The sequence below is a fragment of the Jatrophihabitans sp. genome (assembly GCF_036388195.1).
In the GTDB taxonomy this organism is placed as follows: Bacteria; Actinomycetota; Actinomycetes; order Mycobacteriales; family Jatrophihabitantaceae; genus Jatrophihabitans_A.
In genome coordinates this window covers 1-15,637 of the sequence record NZ_DASVSG010000069.1, presented here as the reverse complement: position 1 = coordinate 15,637, position 15,637 = coordinate 1, and the positions used below count along the sequence as shown (strand labels likewise).

Sequence of the window (15,637 nt, the reverse complement as noted above, 5' to 3'; positions counted from 1 at the left end):
CCTCGGCGACATCAACTCCAGCGCCCGGCGTGCCCTGGAGCTGCAGGCCCCTTCGGTGGTGATGCGCCAGGAGGTCCGCGAGCCGCTGCTGACCGGCATCAAGGCCATCGACGCGATGACCGCGATCGGCCGGGGCCAGCGCCAGCTGATCATCGGCGACCGTGCCACCGGCAAGAGCACCATCGCCATCGACACGATCATCAACCAGAAGCAGTACTGGGACACCGGTGACCCGAGCAAGCAGGTGCGCTGCATCTACGTCGCCATCGGCCAGAAGGGCTCCACGATCGCCGGCGCACGCAAGAGCCTGGAGGAGGCCGGCGCGCTGGAGTACACCACCATCGTCGCCGCGCCCGCCTCGGACTCGGCCGGCTTCAAGTACCTGGCCCCCTACACCGGCTCGGCCATCGGCCAGCACTGGATGTATGACGGCAAGCACGTCCTGATCGTGTTCGACGACCTGTCCAAGCAGGCCGAGGCCTATCGCGCGGTGTCGCTGCTGCTGCGCCGCCCGCCGGGCCGTGAGGCCTACCCGGGCGACGTGTTCTACCTGCACTCGCGGCTGCTCGAGCGCTGCGCGAAGCTGTCCGACGAGCTGGGCGGCGGCTCGATGACCGGCCTGCCGATCATCGAGACCAAGGGCAACGACGTCTCGGCCTACATTCCCACCAACGTCATCTCGATCACCGACGGCCAGTGCTTCCTGGAGACCGACCTGTTCAACGCCGGCGTCCGCCCGGCCATCAACGTCGGCATCTCGGTCTCACGCGTCGGTGGCGCCGCGCAGACCAAGGCGATGAAGTCCGTCGCGGGCCGGCTCCGGGTCGACCTTGCTCAGTACCGCGAGCTCGAGGCGTTCGCCGCCTTTGGCTCGGACCTGGACAAGGCCAGCCAGCAGCAGCTGCGCCGCGGTTCCCGGCTGGTCGAGCTGCTCAAGCAGCCGGCCGCGTCGCCGTTCCCGGCCGAGCGTGAGGTCGTCTCGATCTGGGCCGGCACCACCGGCCAGCTCGATGACCTCGAGGTCGCCGACGTCCGCCCCTTCGAAGCGGCCCTGCACGATTACATCGCAAACGACAAGCAGGAGATCTTCGACAGCATCATCAACACCGGCAGGCTTGAGGACGACACCATCGCGCAGCTGGAGAGGGCGGTCGTCGAGGTCAAGGCGCAGTTCACTTCCACGGTGACCAAGAAGGCCGACGACGGCCAGCCCAAGCCCCGGCGGGTCAACAACGTCGAGTCGGCTGTCCAAGAAGACGTGAAGTAGCCGATGGGCGCCCAGCTCCGGATCTACCGGCGACAGATCAAATCGGTCCAGTCGACCCAGAAGATCACCAAGGCGATGGAGCTCATCGCCGCGTCGCGGATCGTCAAGGCGCAGAACCGGGTCAACCAGGCCCGGCCCTACGCCGACGAGCTGACCCGGGCGCTGGCGGCCCTCGGCAAGGACTCGTCACTGAAGCACCCGTTGCTCACCAGCGCGGAGAACGCCCGGCGCACCGGCATCCTGCTGGTGACCTCTGACCGCGGCCTGGCCGGTGGTTACAGCGCCAATGCGATCAAGAAGGCCAACGAGCTCGCGGCCTCGGTCCGAGCCGAGGGCAAGGAGCCGGTGATCTACGTCATCGGACGCAAGGGCGTCGCCTACTACCGGTTCCGCCAGATCCGGCTTGCCGCCAGCTGGACCGGGTTCTCCGAGCAGCCGACGTTCCTCGACGCCCGCGGCGCGACCGAGGCGCTGGTCTCGGCCCTGCTGGCCACCAGCGGGGGAGAGTCCGACAGCCAGGCCGGCATCGACGAGCTGTACGTGGTCTACACCCGGTTCGAGTCGATGGTCACCCAAACGCCGACAGCGGGGCTAGTGGCCCCGGTCCAGCTGTCCGACGCCGAGCAGGCCGTCCAGGACGAGCGGGATGCCGAGGCTGCGTCCTCAGGATCCTCGAGCAGCCCCGGGCCGGCGTACGAGTTCGAGCCCGAGCCCGAGGAGCTGCTAACCGCCCTGCTGCCGCGCTACGTCCGTGCCCGGATCTTCTCAGCGCTGCTGGAGTCGGCGGCCTCGGAGTCAGCAGCGCGGCGACGGGCCATGAAGTCCGCCTCAGACAACGCCTCGGACCTCATCAAGGTCTACACCCGGCTGGCCAACCAAGCCCGCCAGGCTGAAATCACCCAGGAAATCAGTGAGATCGTCGGTGGCGCCGACGCCCTCGCGGCAGCAGGAAGTGACTACTGATGAGCACTGTGATGGAAAACCCCACCAGCACCGACACGACGGCGGCGCCGGTTCGCGGCCGGGTCGTCCGGGTGATCGGACCGGTCGTGGACATCGAGTTCGGCCGCAACAGCCTGCCGGCGCTCTACAACGCGCTGCAGGTCGACATCGAACTCGGCGAGCTGTCCAAGACCCTGACGCTGGAGACGGCGCAGCACATCGGTGACGACATGGTGCGCGCCATCGCGCTGCAGCCGACCGATGGCCTGGTGCGGGGCGCGGAGGTGACCGACACCGGCGCCGCGATCAGCGTCCCGGTGGGCGACATCACCAAGGGCCACGTGTTCAACGCCCTGGGCGAGCCCCTGGACGAGGCCGGCAAGAAGCTGGTGTTTCCCGAGCGGTGGTCGATCCATCGCTCACCGCCGGCCTTCGACCAGCTGGAGTCCAAGACCGAGCCGATGTGGACCGGCGTCAAGGTCATCGACCTGCTGACCCCGTACGTGGTCGGCGGCAAGATCGGCCTGTTCGGCGGGGCCGGCGTCGGCAAGACGGTGCTGATCCAGGAGATGATCTACCGGGTCGCCGAGAACTTCGGCGGCGTGTCGGTGTTCGCCGGAGTCGGCGAGCGCACCCGTGAGGGCAACGACCTGATCGCTGAGATGACCGAGTCCGGCGTGCTGGAGAAGACCGCGCTGGTCTTCGGCCAGATGGACGAGCCGCCGGGCACCCGCCTGCGAGTGGCACTGTCGGCGCTGACGATGGCCGAGTACTTCCGCGACGTGCAGGGCCAGGACGTGCTGCTGTTCATCGACAACATCTTCCGGTTCACCCAGGCCGGCTCGGAGGTATCCACGCTGCTCGGCCGGATGCCCTCGGCGGTGGGATACCAGCCGACGCTGGCCGATGAGATGGGCCAGCTGCAGGAGCGGATCACCTCGACCCGTGGTCACTCGATCACCTCGATGCAGGCGATCTACGTGCCCGCCGACGACATCACCGACCCGGCGCCGCACACCGCGTTCGCGCACCTGGACGCCACGACGGTCCTCTCGCGGCCCATTTCCGAGAAGGGCATCTACCCCGCGGTGGACCCGCTGGACTCCACCTCCCGGATCCTGGACGCCCAGTACATCGGCGAGGAGCACTACGCGGTGGCCTCGGAGATCAAGCGGATCCTGCAGCGGTACAACGAGCTGCAATCCATTATCGCGATCCTCGGCATCGACGAGCTGTCCGAAGAGGACAAGATCCTGGTTGGCCGGGCCCGCCGGATCGAGCGGTTCCTGTCGCAGAACACCTACGTGGCCAAGCAGTTCACCGGCATCGAGGGCTCGTTCGTCCCGATCGAGGAGACCATCGACGCGTTCAAGCGGCTGGCGGCCGGTGACTTCGACAGCTACCCGGAGCAGGCGTTCTTCATGTGCGGTGGCGTCGAGGACCTGGAGAAGAAGGCGCACGAGCTGAAGAACGCCTGACCCCAGAATCGGGTGTTGGGCAGGTTCAGCGCAGGGTCAGCGGAGGAGCGGAGCGAATGGCTAACTCGGTGAGTGAGCATCGCAGCGAGCGCCAGCGAGCGAGGAGCGGAGCGAATGGCTAACTCGGTGAGTGAGCATCGCAGCGAGCGCCAGCGAGCGAGGAGCGGAGCGAATGGCTAAGACCATGCAGGTCGAACTCGTCTCGGTCGAACGACCGATCTGGTCGGGAGAGGCCACCGCGGTCTATGCCCGGACCACCGAGGGCGAGATCGGCGTGCTGGCCGGCCACGCTCCGCTGCTCGGCGCGCTGGCGCCCGGCTGGCTGGTGCGGATCCTGCACGCTGACGGCGTGGAGCAGCGGGTGGCCGTGCACGGCGGCTTCCTGTCGGTGCGCGCCGATGGGGTGTCGGTGCTCGCCGAGATGGCCGAGAACGCCGACGAGATCGACGTAGCCCGGGCCAGGGAGGCGCTGCAACGCGCCGGCAACGGCACCGACGAGGAGTCGGTTGCCGCGCGCGACCGGGCGATGGCCAGGCTGCGCGCCGCGGGGGAGCAGATCTAGCGGTTCAGCGTCGGCCCGGCAAGCCGGGCGGGATAGCGCGAAGGAGGCATCCGGGTTGGCGGCGGCGCTCGAGCTCTCCGGCCTGATCGCGGTGTGCGTGCTGGCCGTCTGCTGTCTGGTGCTGTTGATCTCGATGGTGCTGTACCAGCGACGGGTGGTGGCCTCGGCCGGCGGCCTGGCGATGGCGGTGAAACGCGGTGATCAGCGCTGGGCCAACGGCGTCGGGCGCTATGCCGGGGACGAGCTGGTCTGGTACCGGACGCTGTCGCTGCGGCCCACCCCCGCCCTGCGGATGGCCCGCAGCGATCTCGAAGTGACCTTGAGCCGTGCCTGGGATCCGCAGCGCGACATGGCCCTGCGGCCGAACCTGATGATCGCCGAGTGCCGGCACAAGGGCGCCGCGATCAGCCTGGGCTTTCCGGACAACGGGCTGACCGGCTTCCTGTCCTGGCTGGAGGCCTCGGCGCCGAGGTTCTGAGCAGGGCCTGGTTCTGAGCAGGGCCTGGTCCTGAAGGGCGGCCGGTCAGCGGCTCAGCCGGCGCTCGGCCCGCCCGGCTGCCACAGCACGTCGGCGCCGGAGTTCGCGCACCTGGCCAGGATGAACAGCAGATCCGACAGCCGGTTGAGGTAGGTGGCGGCCAGCTGGTTGGTGTGCTCGGGGTCGGCCTCGACCAGCGCCCAGGTGCTGCGCTCGGCACGCCGGGCGACCGTCCGCGCCACGTGCAGCAGGGCGGCGCCCGGGGCTCCACCGGGCAGGATGAAGCTCGCCAGCGCCGGCAGCTCGGCATTGAACTGGTCGCACCACGCTTCCAGCCGGGTGAGGTAGCCCTCGGTGATCCGCAGCGGCGGGTACTTCGGGTCGGCGACGATCGGGGTGCACAGGTCGGCGCCGACGTCGAACAGGTCGTTCTGCACGTGCCGCAGCACCGCCGCGATCGGCTCGGGCAGGTCACCGAGCGCCAGCGCGGCGCCGACCGCGGCGTTGGTCTCGTCCGAGTCGGCGTAGGCAGCGACCCGGACATCGGTCTTGCGGACCCGGCTGAGATCACCGAGCCCGGTCGTGCCGGAGTCACCGGTCTTGGTGTAGATGCGGGTGAGGTGTACGGCCATGGCCCTCAATCTAGGCCGCTGCCCGGGGCGGCGCAGCAGCGGCCGCGCAGGATGGCAGGCGCGCTACTCGGCCAGCAGCTCCCGCGCCCGGTCGGCGTCCGCGCCGAAGACCAGCAGGTCGTAGCTGTCGCGGTCCAGCCGGGACACCGAGCAGCGGATGCCCTGCAGGGAGAGCAGGTTCTTCGCCGAGAGCACCTGCGATCGGGGCGCTTGCGAGAGCACCGGGATGAGCAGGCCGAGGTTGGCGTTCGGCCCGGTGTCCGGACGCCCGGTTCGCGGCCGGGACGGCTTGAACGCCCACCGGGTCATCAACATCAGCACGCCGATGATGCCGATCGCCCAGACCAGGATGCCGAGGTCGAAGCCCATGCCCCATCCCCTTCGAGCGAAACCAGCCTGCCTGCCACCTCCAGCATGACAGCCTGCGGGTCGGCCGTGGCCAGCCGCGATGAGGCCGCAGTCGGCCGGCAGCTAGGGTGCGAGCATCCCGGCCGGCAGCCGTGCCGGGCAACGCACGATCCGTCGCACGACCGGACACAGCCCGTCGCATCCACAGAGGAGACACACGCCATGACACAGCAGGTAGCGGTTATCGGAGCCGGCCTGATGGGATCCGGGATCGCCCAGGTGTCCGCCGTGGCCGGGCTGCCGGTCGTCCTGCAGGACATCACCGAGGTGGCCCTGCAGCGTGGCAAGGACGGCATCGAGAAGTCGCTGACCAAGCTCGCGCAGAAGGGCAAGCTCGCCGAGGCCGACGTCCAGGCGGCGCTGGGCCGGATCACCACCAGCACCGAGCTGGGCGCCGTCGCCGACGCCGACCTGGTGGTCGAGGCGGTGTTCGAGAGCCTGGATGTCAAGCAGGGCCTGTTCCAGACCCTGGACGGGCTCTGCAAGGACGGCGCGGTGCTGGCCTCCAACACCTCGGCGATCCCGATCAGCCAGCTCGCCGCCGTCACCGGGCGGCCGGAGTCGGTGGTGGGCACCCACTTCTTCTCCCCGGTGCCGCTGATGGCGCTGTGCGAGCTGGTCCGCGGCTACAAGACCTCGGACGAGACGCTGGCGCGGGCCCGGGCGTTCGCCGAGCAGGTCGGCAAGACCTGCATCGTGGTCAACCGGGACGTCGCCGGATTCGTCACCACCCGGCTGCTCGCGGCGCTGAGCAACGAGGCCGTCCGGCTGGTGGAGACCGGAGTGGCCAGCGCCGAGGACATCGACACCGCCTGCAAGCTCGGCTTCGGCCACGCGATGGGGCCGCTGGCGACCCTGGACCTGACCGGCATCGACATCATGCGCAACGCCAGCGCCAACATCTACAACGACACCAAGGACACCAAGTTCGCGCCGCCGGAGCTGCTGTCGCGGATGGTGGTGGCCGGCGACCTGGGCCGCAAGACCGGGCAGGGCTTCTACTCCTACTGAGCGGGTGCCCGGGGGTCCGCCCCGCCTGGTAGCCACCCTTCGGCCGCTGGCAGCTGATCGACGGCCGCGTGGCAGGGCTGGTCCCGGTGTGTCGCCCTGCTGGGCGGCCAACGATCGGAGAGGCGCCATGCGGCCAACGGTCACGGTGCGAAGTGAGCCACATCGGCCTGCCCGCCGGTAGCGCGCATGCCAGACTCGGCCCGTCGCCGAATCCCCAGGAGCCCCGGGAGCGCAGATGGCCGAGCGGACCACGCCGTGGGTGATGCGCACCTACGCCGGGCACTCCAGCCCGCTGGAGTCCAACGCGCTCTACCGGCGGAACCTGGAGAAGGGCCAGACCGGGCTCTCGGTCGCCTTCGACCTGCCCACCCAGACCGGTTATGACCCGGACGCCGAGCTCGCGCGCGGCGAGGTCGGCAAGGTCGGCGTGCCGATCGCCCACCTCGGCGACCTGCGAACCCTGTTCGACGGCATCCCGCTTGACCGGATGAACACGTCGATGACCATCAACGCCCCGGCGATGTGGCTGCTGGCGCTGTACCTGGTCCTCGCCGAGGAGCACGCCGTGGCGGCGGGGCTGGAACCGGCCGAGGTCCGGGCGCGGCTGGCCGGCACCATCCAGAACGACATCGTCAAGGAGTACCTCTCGCGCGGGACGTTCATCTTCCCGCCGGCTCCCTCGCTGCGGCTGACCACCGACCTGATCGCCTACACGGTGGCCGAGGTGCCGAAGTGGAACCCCATCAACATCTGCAGCTACCACCTGCAGGAGGCCGGGGCGACGCCGGTGCAGGAGGTGTCGTTCGCGCTGTGCACGGCGATCGCGGTGCTGGACTCGGTCCGCGACTCCGGCCAGATCGCCCCGGAGCGGTTCGGGGAGGTGGTGCAGCGGATCTCGTTCTTCGTCAACGCCGGGGTCCGCTTCATCGAGGAGCTGTGCAAGATGCGGGCGTTCGTCCGGCTGTGGGACGAGATCACGGCCGAGCGGTACGGGGTCGGCGACCCGAAGCAGCGGCGGCTGCGCTACGGCGTCCAGGTCAACTCGCTCGGCCTGACCGAGGCCCAGCCGGAGAACAACGTGACCCGGATCCTGCTGGAGATGCTCGGCGTGACGCTGTCCAAGAACGCCCGCGCCCGCGCCGTGCAGCTGCCGGCCTGGAACGAGGCGCTCGGCCTGCCCCGGCCGTGGGACCAGCAGTGGTCGCTGCGCATGCAGCAGGTGCTGGCGTACGAGACCGACCTGCTGGAGTACGAGGACATCTTCGACGGCTCGCCGGTGATCGAGGCGAAGGTCGCCGAGATCGCCGACGGCGCCCGCGCCGAGATCGCCCGGGTGCTGGAGCTGGGCGGGGCGGTGGCCGCGGTCGAGTCCGGGTACCTCAAGTCGGCGCTGGTCGCGTCGCTGGCCGAGCGCCGGCGCCGGATGGAGACCGGCGAGGACGTGGTGGTGGGGGTGAACCGGTTCACCGAGACCGAGCCGAACCCGCTGACCGCCGATGTCGAGGGCTCGATCCTGACCATCGATCCCGGCGTCGAGGAAGCCGCCGTCGCAGCCGTCCGGGCCTGGCGGGCCGGCCGGGACCACGCCGAGGTCGCGGCCAGCCTGGACCAGCTCAAGGCGGTGGCGGCGACGGCGGGCAACCTGATGCCGGCCACCCTGCGCTGCGCCCGGGCCGGCGTCACGACCGGTGAGTGGGCCGGCGCGCTGCGCGAGGTGTTCGGCGAGTACCGGGCGCCCACCGGGGTATCGGGCTCTGGCGGCGCCGGCCAGACGGACGAGGCGTTCGCCGCGCTGCGCTGCCGGGTCACCTCAGTCGGCGAGGAGCTCGGCCGCCGGCTGCGGTTCCTGGTCGGCAAGCCCGGTCTGGACGGGCACTCCAACGGCGCGGAGCAGATCGCGGTCCGGGCCCGGGACGCCGGCTTCGAGGTGGTGTACTCCGGGATCCGGCTGACCCCCGCCCAGATCGTGGCGTCGGCGGTGGAGGAGGACGTCTCGGTGGTGGGGCTCTCGGTGCTGTCCGGCTCGCACCTGTCGGTGGTCCCGGACGTCCTGGACGGCATGCGGGCGGCGGGGCTGGACGACGTCCCGCTGGTGGTGGGCGGCATCATCCCCGATCTTGATGCGGCTCGGCTGCGGGAGCTGGGGGTGGCCCGGGTCTTCACGTCCAAGGACTTCGAGCTGACCCGGGTGCTGGACGGGGTGCTGGACGCCATCCGGGAGGCCAACGGGCTCGGCTGAGCGGGGTCGCTGCCGAGCGCTGGGTAGGCTGCCCGGGTGCGCCTGGTGATTGCTCGTTGCATGGTCGACTACGTCGGACGGCTGACCGCCCATCTGCCGATGGCGCCGAGGTTGCTGATGGTCAAGGCCGACGGCTCGGTGCTGGTGCACTCCGACGGCGGCTCCTACAAGCCGCTGAACTGGATGTCACCGCCGTGCACCCTGGTGGAGTCCGAGCTGCCCGACGGCGCCGCGCTGTGGACGGTCACCAACAAGACCGGCGACCAGCTGCGGATCACCATCGAGGAAGTGCTGCACGATTCCAGCCACCCGCTCGGTGTCGATCCCGGCCTGGTCAAGGACGGCGTCGAGGCCCATCTGCAGACGCTGCTGGCCGAGCACATCGAGACCCTGGGCACCGGCTACCGGCTGGTCCGGCGGGAGTTCCCGACCGCGATCGGGCCGGTCGACATCATGGCCCGCGATGCCCAGGGGGTGTCGGTGGCGGTGGAGATCAAGCGGCGCGGCGACATCGACGGGGTCGAGCAGCTGACCCGCTACCTGGAGCTGCTCAACCGCGACCCGCTGATTGCTCCGGTCCGCGGGGTCTTCGCCGCCCAGGAGATCAAGCCGCAGGCCCGCACCCTGGCCACCGACCGCGGCATCGACTGCCTGGTGCTGGACTACGACCTGCTGCGCGGCGTGGACGACCCGTCCTCGCGGCTGTTCTAGTAGCGCTGCGGCGCGTGGCGGTGGCCTCTACCGGCCAGTAACCTCCCGGGTATGACCGCGGTCTCGCACGACTTGACGTCAGCTGCTCACGACGGCCGGCAGCGGTTCGACTCGACGCGTCCGGACACCGGCGAGGTGCTGGCCAGCTTCGACGTCCACACCGCCGAGGACGTGGCCGCCGCCGTCGAGCGGGCCAGGGCAGCGGCCGGCTGGTGGGTCGAACTCGGCGAAGCCGGACGCCGGGCCCGGCTGAACGCCTGGCGGGTGCAGCTGGTGCGGCGCACCGATGAGCTGGCTGCGTTGATCGCACAGGAGAACGGCAAGCCGGTGGACGACGCCGTGGTCGAGGTGACCATCGCGATCGCGCACCTGGCCTGGGCCGCCCGCAACGCCGGCAAGGTGCTGCGCCGGCGGCGGGTGAACCCGGGGCTGCTGGCCGTGAACCACTCGGCCACCCTGGAGTACCTGCCGTTCGGCGTGGTGGGCGTGATCGGGCCGTGGAACTACCCGGTGCACACCCCGATGGGCTCCATCTCCTATGCCCTGGCCGCCGGCAACGCGGTGGTCTTCAAGCCGAGCGAGCACACCCCGGCGGTCGCCGACTGGCTGGTGGACTCGTTCGCGGGAGTGGTGCCCGAGCAACCCGTGCTGCAGCTGGTCACCGGGTTCGGCCAGACCGGAGCCGCGCTCTGCGAGGCGGGCGTCGACAAGCTCGCCTTCACCGGCTCCGCGGCCACCGGCCGGCAGGTGATGGCCAGCTGCGCGCGCACCCTGACCCCCTGCGTCATCGAGTGCGGCGGCAAGGACGCCATGATCGTCGCCGCCGACGCCGACCTCGAGCGCGCTGCCGAGCAGGCCGTCTGGGGTTCGATGTTCAACGGCGGGCAGACCTGCGCCGGAGTGGAACGGGTCTACGTCGAGGCCGGCGTCTACGACGACTTCGTCGAACGGGTCGCCAGGCTGGCAGCCGGCATCCGCACCGGCCAGGCTGGTGCCGGCGCCGGAGGGGGCGCGCACTACGGCGCGATCACCATGCCCGGCCAGCTCGAGGTGATCTCCCGGCACATCAGCGAGGCGGTGCGCGCCGGCGGCCGGGCCCTGGTGGGCGGTCCGGACTCGGTGCGGGCGCCCTACGTCGAGCCGGTGGTGCTGGTCGACGTCCCCCCGGAGCAGGCAGCGATGACCGAGGAGACCTTCGGGCCGACCGTGGTGATCAGCAAGGCCGCCGATCTCGATGAAGCGGTCGAGGCGGCGAATTCGGGCAGCTACGGCCTGGGCGCGTCGGTGTTCAGCCGCAAGCACGGCCGACAGCTGGCCAGCCGGCTGACCGCTGGCATGGTGAGCATCAACTCGGTGCTGACCTACGCCTCGGTGCCGGGGCTGCCCTGGGGCGGCGCCGGCGACTCCGGTTTCGGCCGGATCCACGGCCCGGACGGCCTGCGCGAGTTCGCCCGGTCCAGGGCGGTCACGTCCCAGCTGTTCGACATCCCGCTCAAGGTGGCCACCTTCCAGCGCCCGGACAAGTCCATCGCCCAGCTCAAGCAGTTGGCCCGGCTGCGCTGGGGACGGCGCTGAGGCTGCCGGCAGGCATGAGACTTCACCCACCCACCCGATGCCAACCGCCGGGCGGGGAGGTTACCGTGAGCCGACAGCGGAGCACCGCTCGACCGTCATTCAGATCGATCGCCCGGACGATCGATCCGCATGACAGACCCGAGCCGTACAGTGCCGCCGGACGGCGGCCGACGAGCGCTTAGAGGAGACCAGCAGTGGCGCGGAAATTCACCCGAGTGGGCGTGGTGGGCCTCGGCACCATGGGCGCGGGCATCGCGGAGGTGTTCGCCCGCAACGGCCTGAGCGTGGTGGCGGTCGATCGCGACCAGGCATCGGTGGCCCGCGGCCGGGGCCACATCGAGCATTCCACCGGCCGGGCGGTGGCCCGCGGCAAGCTGGCCGAGTCCGAGCAGGCCGAGCTGCTGTCCCGGATCACCTTCGACACCGAGCTGAAGGCGCTGGCCGACGCCGACCTGGTGATCGAGGCGGTGCCCGAGCAGCTGAACCTCAAGCGCGCGATCTTCACCGCCCTGGACGAGATCTGCGGGCCGGAGACCATCCTGGCGACCAACACCTCCTCGCTGTCGGTCACCGAGATCGCGGTCGCGACCTCGCGTCCGGGCAAGGTGATCGGCGTCCACTTCTTCAACCCCGCCCCGGTGATGAAGCTGGTCGAGGTGGTGCGCAGCGTCGTCACCGAGCCGGACGTCGTCGCCGACATCGAGGCGTTCGTGGCCTCGCTCGGCAAGACCGACGTCACGATCGGCGACCGGGCCGGATTCATCGCCAACGCGCTGCTGTTCGGCTATCTCAACCACGCCGCGGCGATGTACTCCGAGCGCTATGCCAGCCGGGAGGACATCGACGCGGCGATGAAGCTGGGCTGCGGCCTGCCGATGGGCCCGCTGGCGCTGCTGGACCTGATCGGCCTGGACACCGCCTACGAGATCCTGGACACCATGTACAAGCAGTCGCGCGAGCGGCTGCACGCCCCGACCCCGATCTTCAAGCAGATGATCACGGCCGGCCTGCTCGGACGCAAGGTGGGCCGCGGCTTCTACACCTACGACGGGCCGGACTCGCCGAAGGTGGTGGCCGATGCCCACACCCCGGTCGAGCAGCCCGACACCTCCGCCGCCCGGCCGGTCCAGCGGGTCGGCATCGTCGGCTCGGGCACCATGGCGATCGGCATGGTCGAGGTGTTCGCCCGGGCCGGCTACGACGTGCACTTCATCGCCCGGTCCGCCCAGAAGGTCGAGACGGTGGAGGGTGAGCTGCGGCGGTCGCTGGAGAAGGGCGTGCAGCGGGGCAAGCTGACCGCCGAGGAGCGCGACGAGGCGCTGGCCCGGGTGACCGGCTCGCCCCGCCTGGACGACCTGGCGTCGATGGACCTGGTCGTGGAGGCGGTCGTCGAGGAGATCACGGTCAAGCAGGCGCTGTTCGCCAACCTCGACGAGATCTGCCGGCCCGGCGCGGTGCTGGCCACCACCACGTCCTCGCTGCCGGTGATCGAGTGCGCGGCGGCCACCTCGCGGCAGGCCGACGTGATCGGCCTGCACTTCTTCAACCCGGCGACGGTGATGGCGCTGGTCGAGGTGGTCAGCACGGTCGCCACCGCCGCCGACGTCGAGGCGACCGCGCTGGCGGTGTGCAACCGGCTCGGCAAGCATCCGGTGCGCTGCGGGGACCGGGCCGGCTTCATCGTCAACGGCCTGCTCTTCCCGTACCTCAATGACGCCGTGAAGATGCTGCAGGCGCACTACGCCACCAGCGAGGACATCGACTCGGCCATGAAGGTCGGCTGCGGCTATCCCATGGGACCGTTCGAGCTGCTCGACGTGGTGGGCCTGGACGTCGCGCTGGCGATCCAGCGAGTGCTCTACCAGGAGTTCCGGGAGCCCGGCTTCGCCCCCGCGCCGCTGCTGGAGCATCTGGTGACCGCGGGCCGGCTGGGCCGCAAGACCGGCAAGGGCTTCCGCGAGTACACCTGAGCACCGGCTTTTCAGCGCCCCCGCGCCGAGCCCAGACACCACCCGTCCACGTCAGGAGGTCCATGCCATGGCCGCCGCCGGCCTGCCCGATGTCGTCGAACTGGAGAAGTTGCCTGCCCGGGTCACCATCTGCGAGGTCGGCCCCCGGGACGGCCTGCAGAACGAGTCGGCGATCGTGCCCCTGGAGGTCAAGCTCGAGTTCATCGAACGGCTGGTGGACGCCGGCCACCAGCTGGTCGAGGTGACCAGCTTCGTCCACCCGTCCTGGGTGCCGCAGCTGGCCGACGCCGAGCAGCTGCTGAGCCGGCTGGACCGGCGTCCCGGCGTCCGCTACCCGGTGCTGGTGCCCAACGCCCGGGGGCTGGCGCGGGCGTTGGATGCCGGCGTCAGCGACATCGCGATCTTCGCCAGCGCCACCGAGACCTTCGCCCGGCGCAATCTCAACCGGACGATGGCCGAGTCGATGGAGATGTTCGCCCCGGTGGTGGCCACCGCCCGGGAGAACGGCTTGGGAGTCCGGGGCTACCTGTCGATGTGCTTCGGCGACCCGTGGGAGGGCCGGGTGCCGCTGCCGCAGGTGGTGCGGGCGGCCACCGGCCTGATGGCGCTGGGCTGCACCGAGCTGAGCCTGGGCGACACCATCGGGGTGGCCACGCCGGGCCAGGTGCGCGAGCTGCTGCGGCAGCTGGCCGACGCCGGCCTGGACCTGGGCAGCGTCGCGGTGCACTTCCACGACACCTACGGCCAGGCGCTGGCCAACACCCTGGCCGCGCTGCAGGCAGGCGTCTCGATCGTCGATGCCTCAGCCGGCGGCCTGGGCGGCTGCCCGTACGCCGAGAGCGCGACCGGCAACCTGGCCACCGAGGACCTGCTGTGGCAGCTGGCGGGGCTGGGCATCGAGACCGGGGTGGACCTGGACAAGCTGGTCCGGACCAGCGCCTGGATGGCCGAGCAGCTGGGGCGGCCCAGCCAGTCCCGGGTGGTGCAGGCGCTCGCGGCTCGGTGAGCCGGCAACCAGCCCGGGTGAGCCGGCAACCAGCCCGGTGAGCCGGCAACCAGCCCGGTGAGCCGGCAGCCGTCATTAGACTCGGGCCCGTGCCCCGTCGAAACCTGCCCGCCCGGCACGGGACCCGCAAGCCCGCCGCCAGCCCGGAGCGGACCGGCGCCGGTGAGCAGGCGCAGTGGTGGCGAGGGGTGGAGTACCGGGTGCGGGCCGTCTCGGGGGCCGCCTCGGCAGCTCCTGCCCGGCCCTACCGGTGCCCCGGATGCGATCAGCTGCTGCCCGTCGGCGTCGGCCACCTGGTGGCCTGGCCGGCCGATGACCTGGAGGCCTCGGACCGGCGGCACTGGCACACCGCCTGCTGGAGCGCGCGGGACCGGCGGAGCCCGGGCGTGCAGCGCAGCCGGAACGCGCCGCGTTACGGCTGAGCAGCCGGTTCAGCTCGGAGCTGAGCACAGGTCAGCGGCCTGACGACTCCGGCAGGTCAGCGGCTGGCCTGCCGGGGCAGCACCACCTCGCGCATGATCAGGGTGATGACGGCCACCAGCGGGATCGAGATCAAGAAACCGATCAACCCGAGCACGGTATAGCCGACCAGCGCGCCGACCAGGGCTGCCGCCGGGGTGATCCGCACCGAGCGGTCCAGCAGATGCGGGATGAACAGCATCCGGGCGATGGCCTCGTAGGCGACGAAGAAACCGATCACCCCGATGCCGGTGGGCACCGATTCGAGCAGGACGACCGTCGAGACCACCACCGCGGCCAGCACCGTCCCGACCACCGGCGCCAGGTCGAGCAGCGCCGCGATGAAGGCCAGCGCGAGCGGGTAGGGCACCCCGACGGCCCACAGGAACACCAGGGTGAAGGTGCCCCGCAGCAGGGCCAGGGCGACGGTGCCGACGACGTAGGCGCCGATCTGGGCGACGATCTTGTCGCCGATGCGGCTGGCCTTCAGCCGGCGTGAGGCGGGGGTCAGCCGGTAGGCGAAGGCGGTGATGTCGCGCAGGTAGGCCAGGAAGTACAGGGTCAGGATCGCCAGCGTGAACACTTCGAAGATGGTCGTGGCGACGGTGGTGCCGACGCTCAGCAGGTTGCCGGCCATCTGCTGCAGGAAGGCCGAGGCCTCGATCCGGTTCTGGATCGAGTCCAGCACGCCGAAGCGCTGATCCAGATCCGCGATCCGGCGGTTCTTCTGCAGGTCGTCGATGTAGGTCGGCAGGTTGTGCAGGAAGGTCCCGGTCTGGGAGACCAGCGGGGGGACGACGGCCAGGCACATGGCGGTCAGGAACCCCAGCACGCCGATGAACACGATCGCCACGGCCAGCCCGCGCTTGAGCCCGGTGCTCTCGATCCGGCGGACCGCC

15 protein-coding genes are annotated in these 15,637 nt (G+C 70.5%); 12 read left to right on the top strand and 3 right to left on the bottom strand.

Annotated elements, in window-relative coordinates; genetic code table 11:
- From atpA to VF612_RS07115, 5 genes are all read left to right on the top strand, one after another.
- On the top strand, positions 1–1,267 hold a 1,267-nt coding region (atpA, locus tag VF612_RS07135), incomplete at its 5' end, for a F0F1 ATP synthase subunit alpha (protein WP_408659160.1).
- A 3-nt stretch (positions 1,268–1,270) separates the two neighbouring features.
- Positions 1,271–2,230, top strand: a complete 960-nt coding sequence (locus VF612_RS07130; RefSeq protein WP_408659159.1) for a F0F1 ATP synthase subunit gamma — start codon at positions 1,271–1,273, stop codon at positions 2,228–2,230.
- Positions 2,231–2,241: 11 nt separating this feature from the next.
- Positions 2,242–3,687: a F0F1 ATP synthase subunit beta gene (atpD, locus tag VF612_RS07125; RefSeq protein WP_408659158.1), complete on the top strand. Its 1,446-nt coding sequence runs from the start codon at positions 2,242–2,244 to the stop codon at positions 3,685–3,687.
- A 172-nt stretch (positions 3,688–3,859) separates the two neighbouring features.
- Positions 3,860–4,249 (top strand): F0F1 ATP synthase subunit epsilon, encoded by a 390-nt coding sequence (locus tag VF612_RS07120; RefSeq protein WP_408659157.1) that lies wholly within the window; start codon positions 3,860–3,862, stop codon positions 4,247–4,249.
- A gap of 55 nt (positions 4,250–4,304) precedes the next feature.
- Positions 4,305–4,727, top strand: a complete 423-nt coding sequence (locus VF612_RS07115; protein ID WP_408659156.1) for a DUF2550 domain-containing protein — start codon at positions 4,305–4,307, stop codon at positions 4,725–4,727.
- A 53-nt stretch (positions 4,728–4,780) separates the two neighbouring features.
- On the opposite strand, the gene VF612_RS07110 is transcribed toward VF612_RS07115, so the two are convergent.
- Both VF612_RS07110 and VF612_RS07105 read right to left on the bottom strand, forming a co-directional pair.
- Positions 4,781–5,359: a cob(I)yrinic acid a,c-diamide adenosyltransferase gene (locus VF612_RS07110; RefSeq protein WP_408659155.1), complete on the bottom strand. Its 579-nt coding sequence runs from the start codon at positions 5,357–5,359 to the stop codon at positions 4,781–4,783.
- A 63-nt stretch (positions 5,360–5,422) separates the two neighbouring features.
- Positions 5,423–5,728 carry a hypothetical protein gene (locus VF612_RS07105; RefSeq protein WP_408659154.1) on the bottom strand — a complete coding sequence of 102 codons (306 nt, stop codon included), beginning with the start codon at positions 5,726–5,728 and terminating at the stop codon, positions 5,423–5,425.
- A gap of 201 nt (positions 5,729–5,929) precedes the next feature.
- Between VF612_RS07105 and VF612_RS07100 the strand changes: the two genes are divergently transcribed.
- The 7 genes from VF612_RS07100 (at position 5,930) to VF612_RS07070 (ending at position 14,701) form a co-directional block, all read left to right on the top strand.
- Positions 5,930–6,778, top strand: coding sequence for a 3-hydroxyacyl-CoA dehydrogenase family protein (locus VF612_RS07100; protein WP_408659153.1), 849 nt, complete (start codon positions 5,930–5,932; stop codon positions 6,776–6,778).
- 235 nt (positions 6,779–7,013) lie between these two features.
- On the top strand, positions 7,014–9,017 hold the full coding sequence (locus tag VF612_RS07095) for a protein meaA (RefSeq protein ID WP_408659152.1): 2,004 nt from the start codon (positions 7,014–7,016) through the stop codon (positions 9,015–9,017).
- 36 nt (positions 9,018–9,053) lie between these two features.
- On the top strand, positions 9,054–9,728 hold the full coding sequence (gene nucS, locus VF612_RS07090) for an endonuclease NucS (protein ID WP_408659151.1): 675 nt from the start codon (positions 9,054–9,056) through the stop codon (positions 9,726–9,728).
- A 51-nt stretch (positions 9,729–9,779) separates the two neighbouring features.
- Positions 9,780–11,303: an aldehyde dehydrogenase family protein gene (locus VF612_RS07085; RefSeq protein ID WP_408659150.1), complete on the top strand. Its 1,524-nt coding sequence runs from the start codon at positions 9,780–9,782 to the stop codon at positions 11,301–11,303.
- A gap of 194 nt (positions 11,304–11,497) precedes the next feature.
- A complete protein-coding gene (locus VF612_RS07080; RefSeq protein ID WP_408659149.1) occupies positions 11,498–13,273 on the top strand; it encodes a 3-hydroxyacyl-CoA dehydrogenase family protein in 1,776 nt (591 codons plus the stop codon).
- A gap of 67 nt (positions 13,274–13,340) precedes the next feature.
- Positions 13,341–14,279 carry a hydroxymethylglutaryl-CoA lyase gene (locus tag VF612_RS07075; RefSeq protein WP_408659148.1) on the top strand — a complete coding sequence of 313 codons (939 nt, stop codon included), beginning with the start codon at positions 13,341–13,343 and terminating at the stop codon, positions 14,277–14,279.
- Between the two features lie 89 nt (positions 14,280–14,368).
- A complete protein-coding gene (locus tag VF612_RS07070) occupies positions 14,369–14,701 on the top strand; it encodes a hypothetical protein (RefSeq protein WP_408659147.1) in 333 nt (110 codons plus the stop codon).
- Between the two features lie 56 nt (positions 14,702–14,757).
- Here the strand turns inward: VF612_RS07070 and VF612_RS07065 are convergent.
- The coding region (locus VF612_RS07065) for an AI-2E family transporter (protein ID WP_408659146.1) at positions 14,758–15,637 on the bottom strand (880 nt) is incomplete at its 5' end.

Bases quoted from the DNA above. Each gene is read 5' to 3' on its own strand.
- VF612_RS07130 (WP_408659159.1), top strand. From the start codon at position 1,271: ATGGGCGCCCAGCTCCGGATCTACCGGCGACAGATCAAATCGGTCCAG.
- atpD (WP_408659158.1), top strand. From the start codon at position 2,242: ATGGAAAACCCCACCAGCACCGACACGACGGCGGCGCCGGTTCGCGGC.
- VF612_RS07120 (WP_408659157.1), top strand. From the start codon at position 3,860: ATGGCTAAGACCATGCAGGTCGAACTCGTCTCGGTCGAACGACCGATC.
- VF612_RS07110 (WP_408659155.1), bottom strand. From the start codon at position 5,359: ATGGCCGTACACCTCACCCGCATCTACACCAAGACCGGTGACTCCGGC.
- VF612_RS07105 (WP_408659154.1), bottom strand. From the start codon at position 5,728: ATGGGCTTCGACCTCGGCATCCTGGTCTGGGCGATCGGCATCATCGGC.
- VF612_RS07100 (WP_408659153.1), top strand. From the start codon at position 5,930: ATGACACAGCAGGTAGCGGTTATCGGAGCCGGCCTGATGGGATCCGGG.
- VF612_RS07095 (WP_408659152.1), top strand. From the start codon at position 7,014: ATGGCCGAGCGGACCACGCCGTGGGTGATGCGCACCTACGCCGGGCAC.
- VF612_RS07085 (WP_408659150.1), top strand. From the start codon at position 9,780: ATGACCGCGGTCTCGCACGACTTGACGTCAGCTGCTCACGACGGCCGG.
- VF612_RS07075 (WP_408659148.1), top strand. From the start codon at position 13,341: ATGGCCGCCGCCGGCCTGCCCGATGTCGTCGAACTGGAGAAGTTGCCT.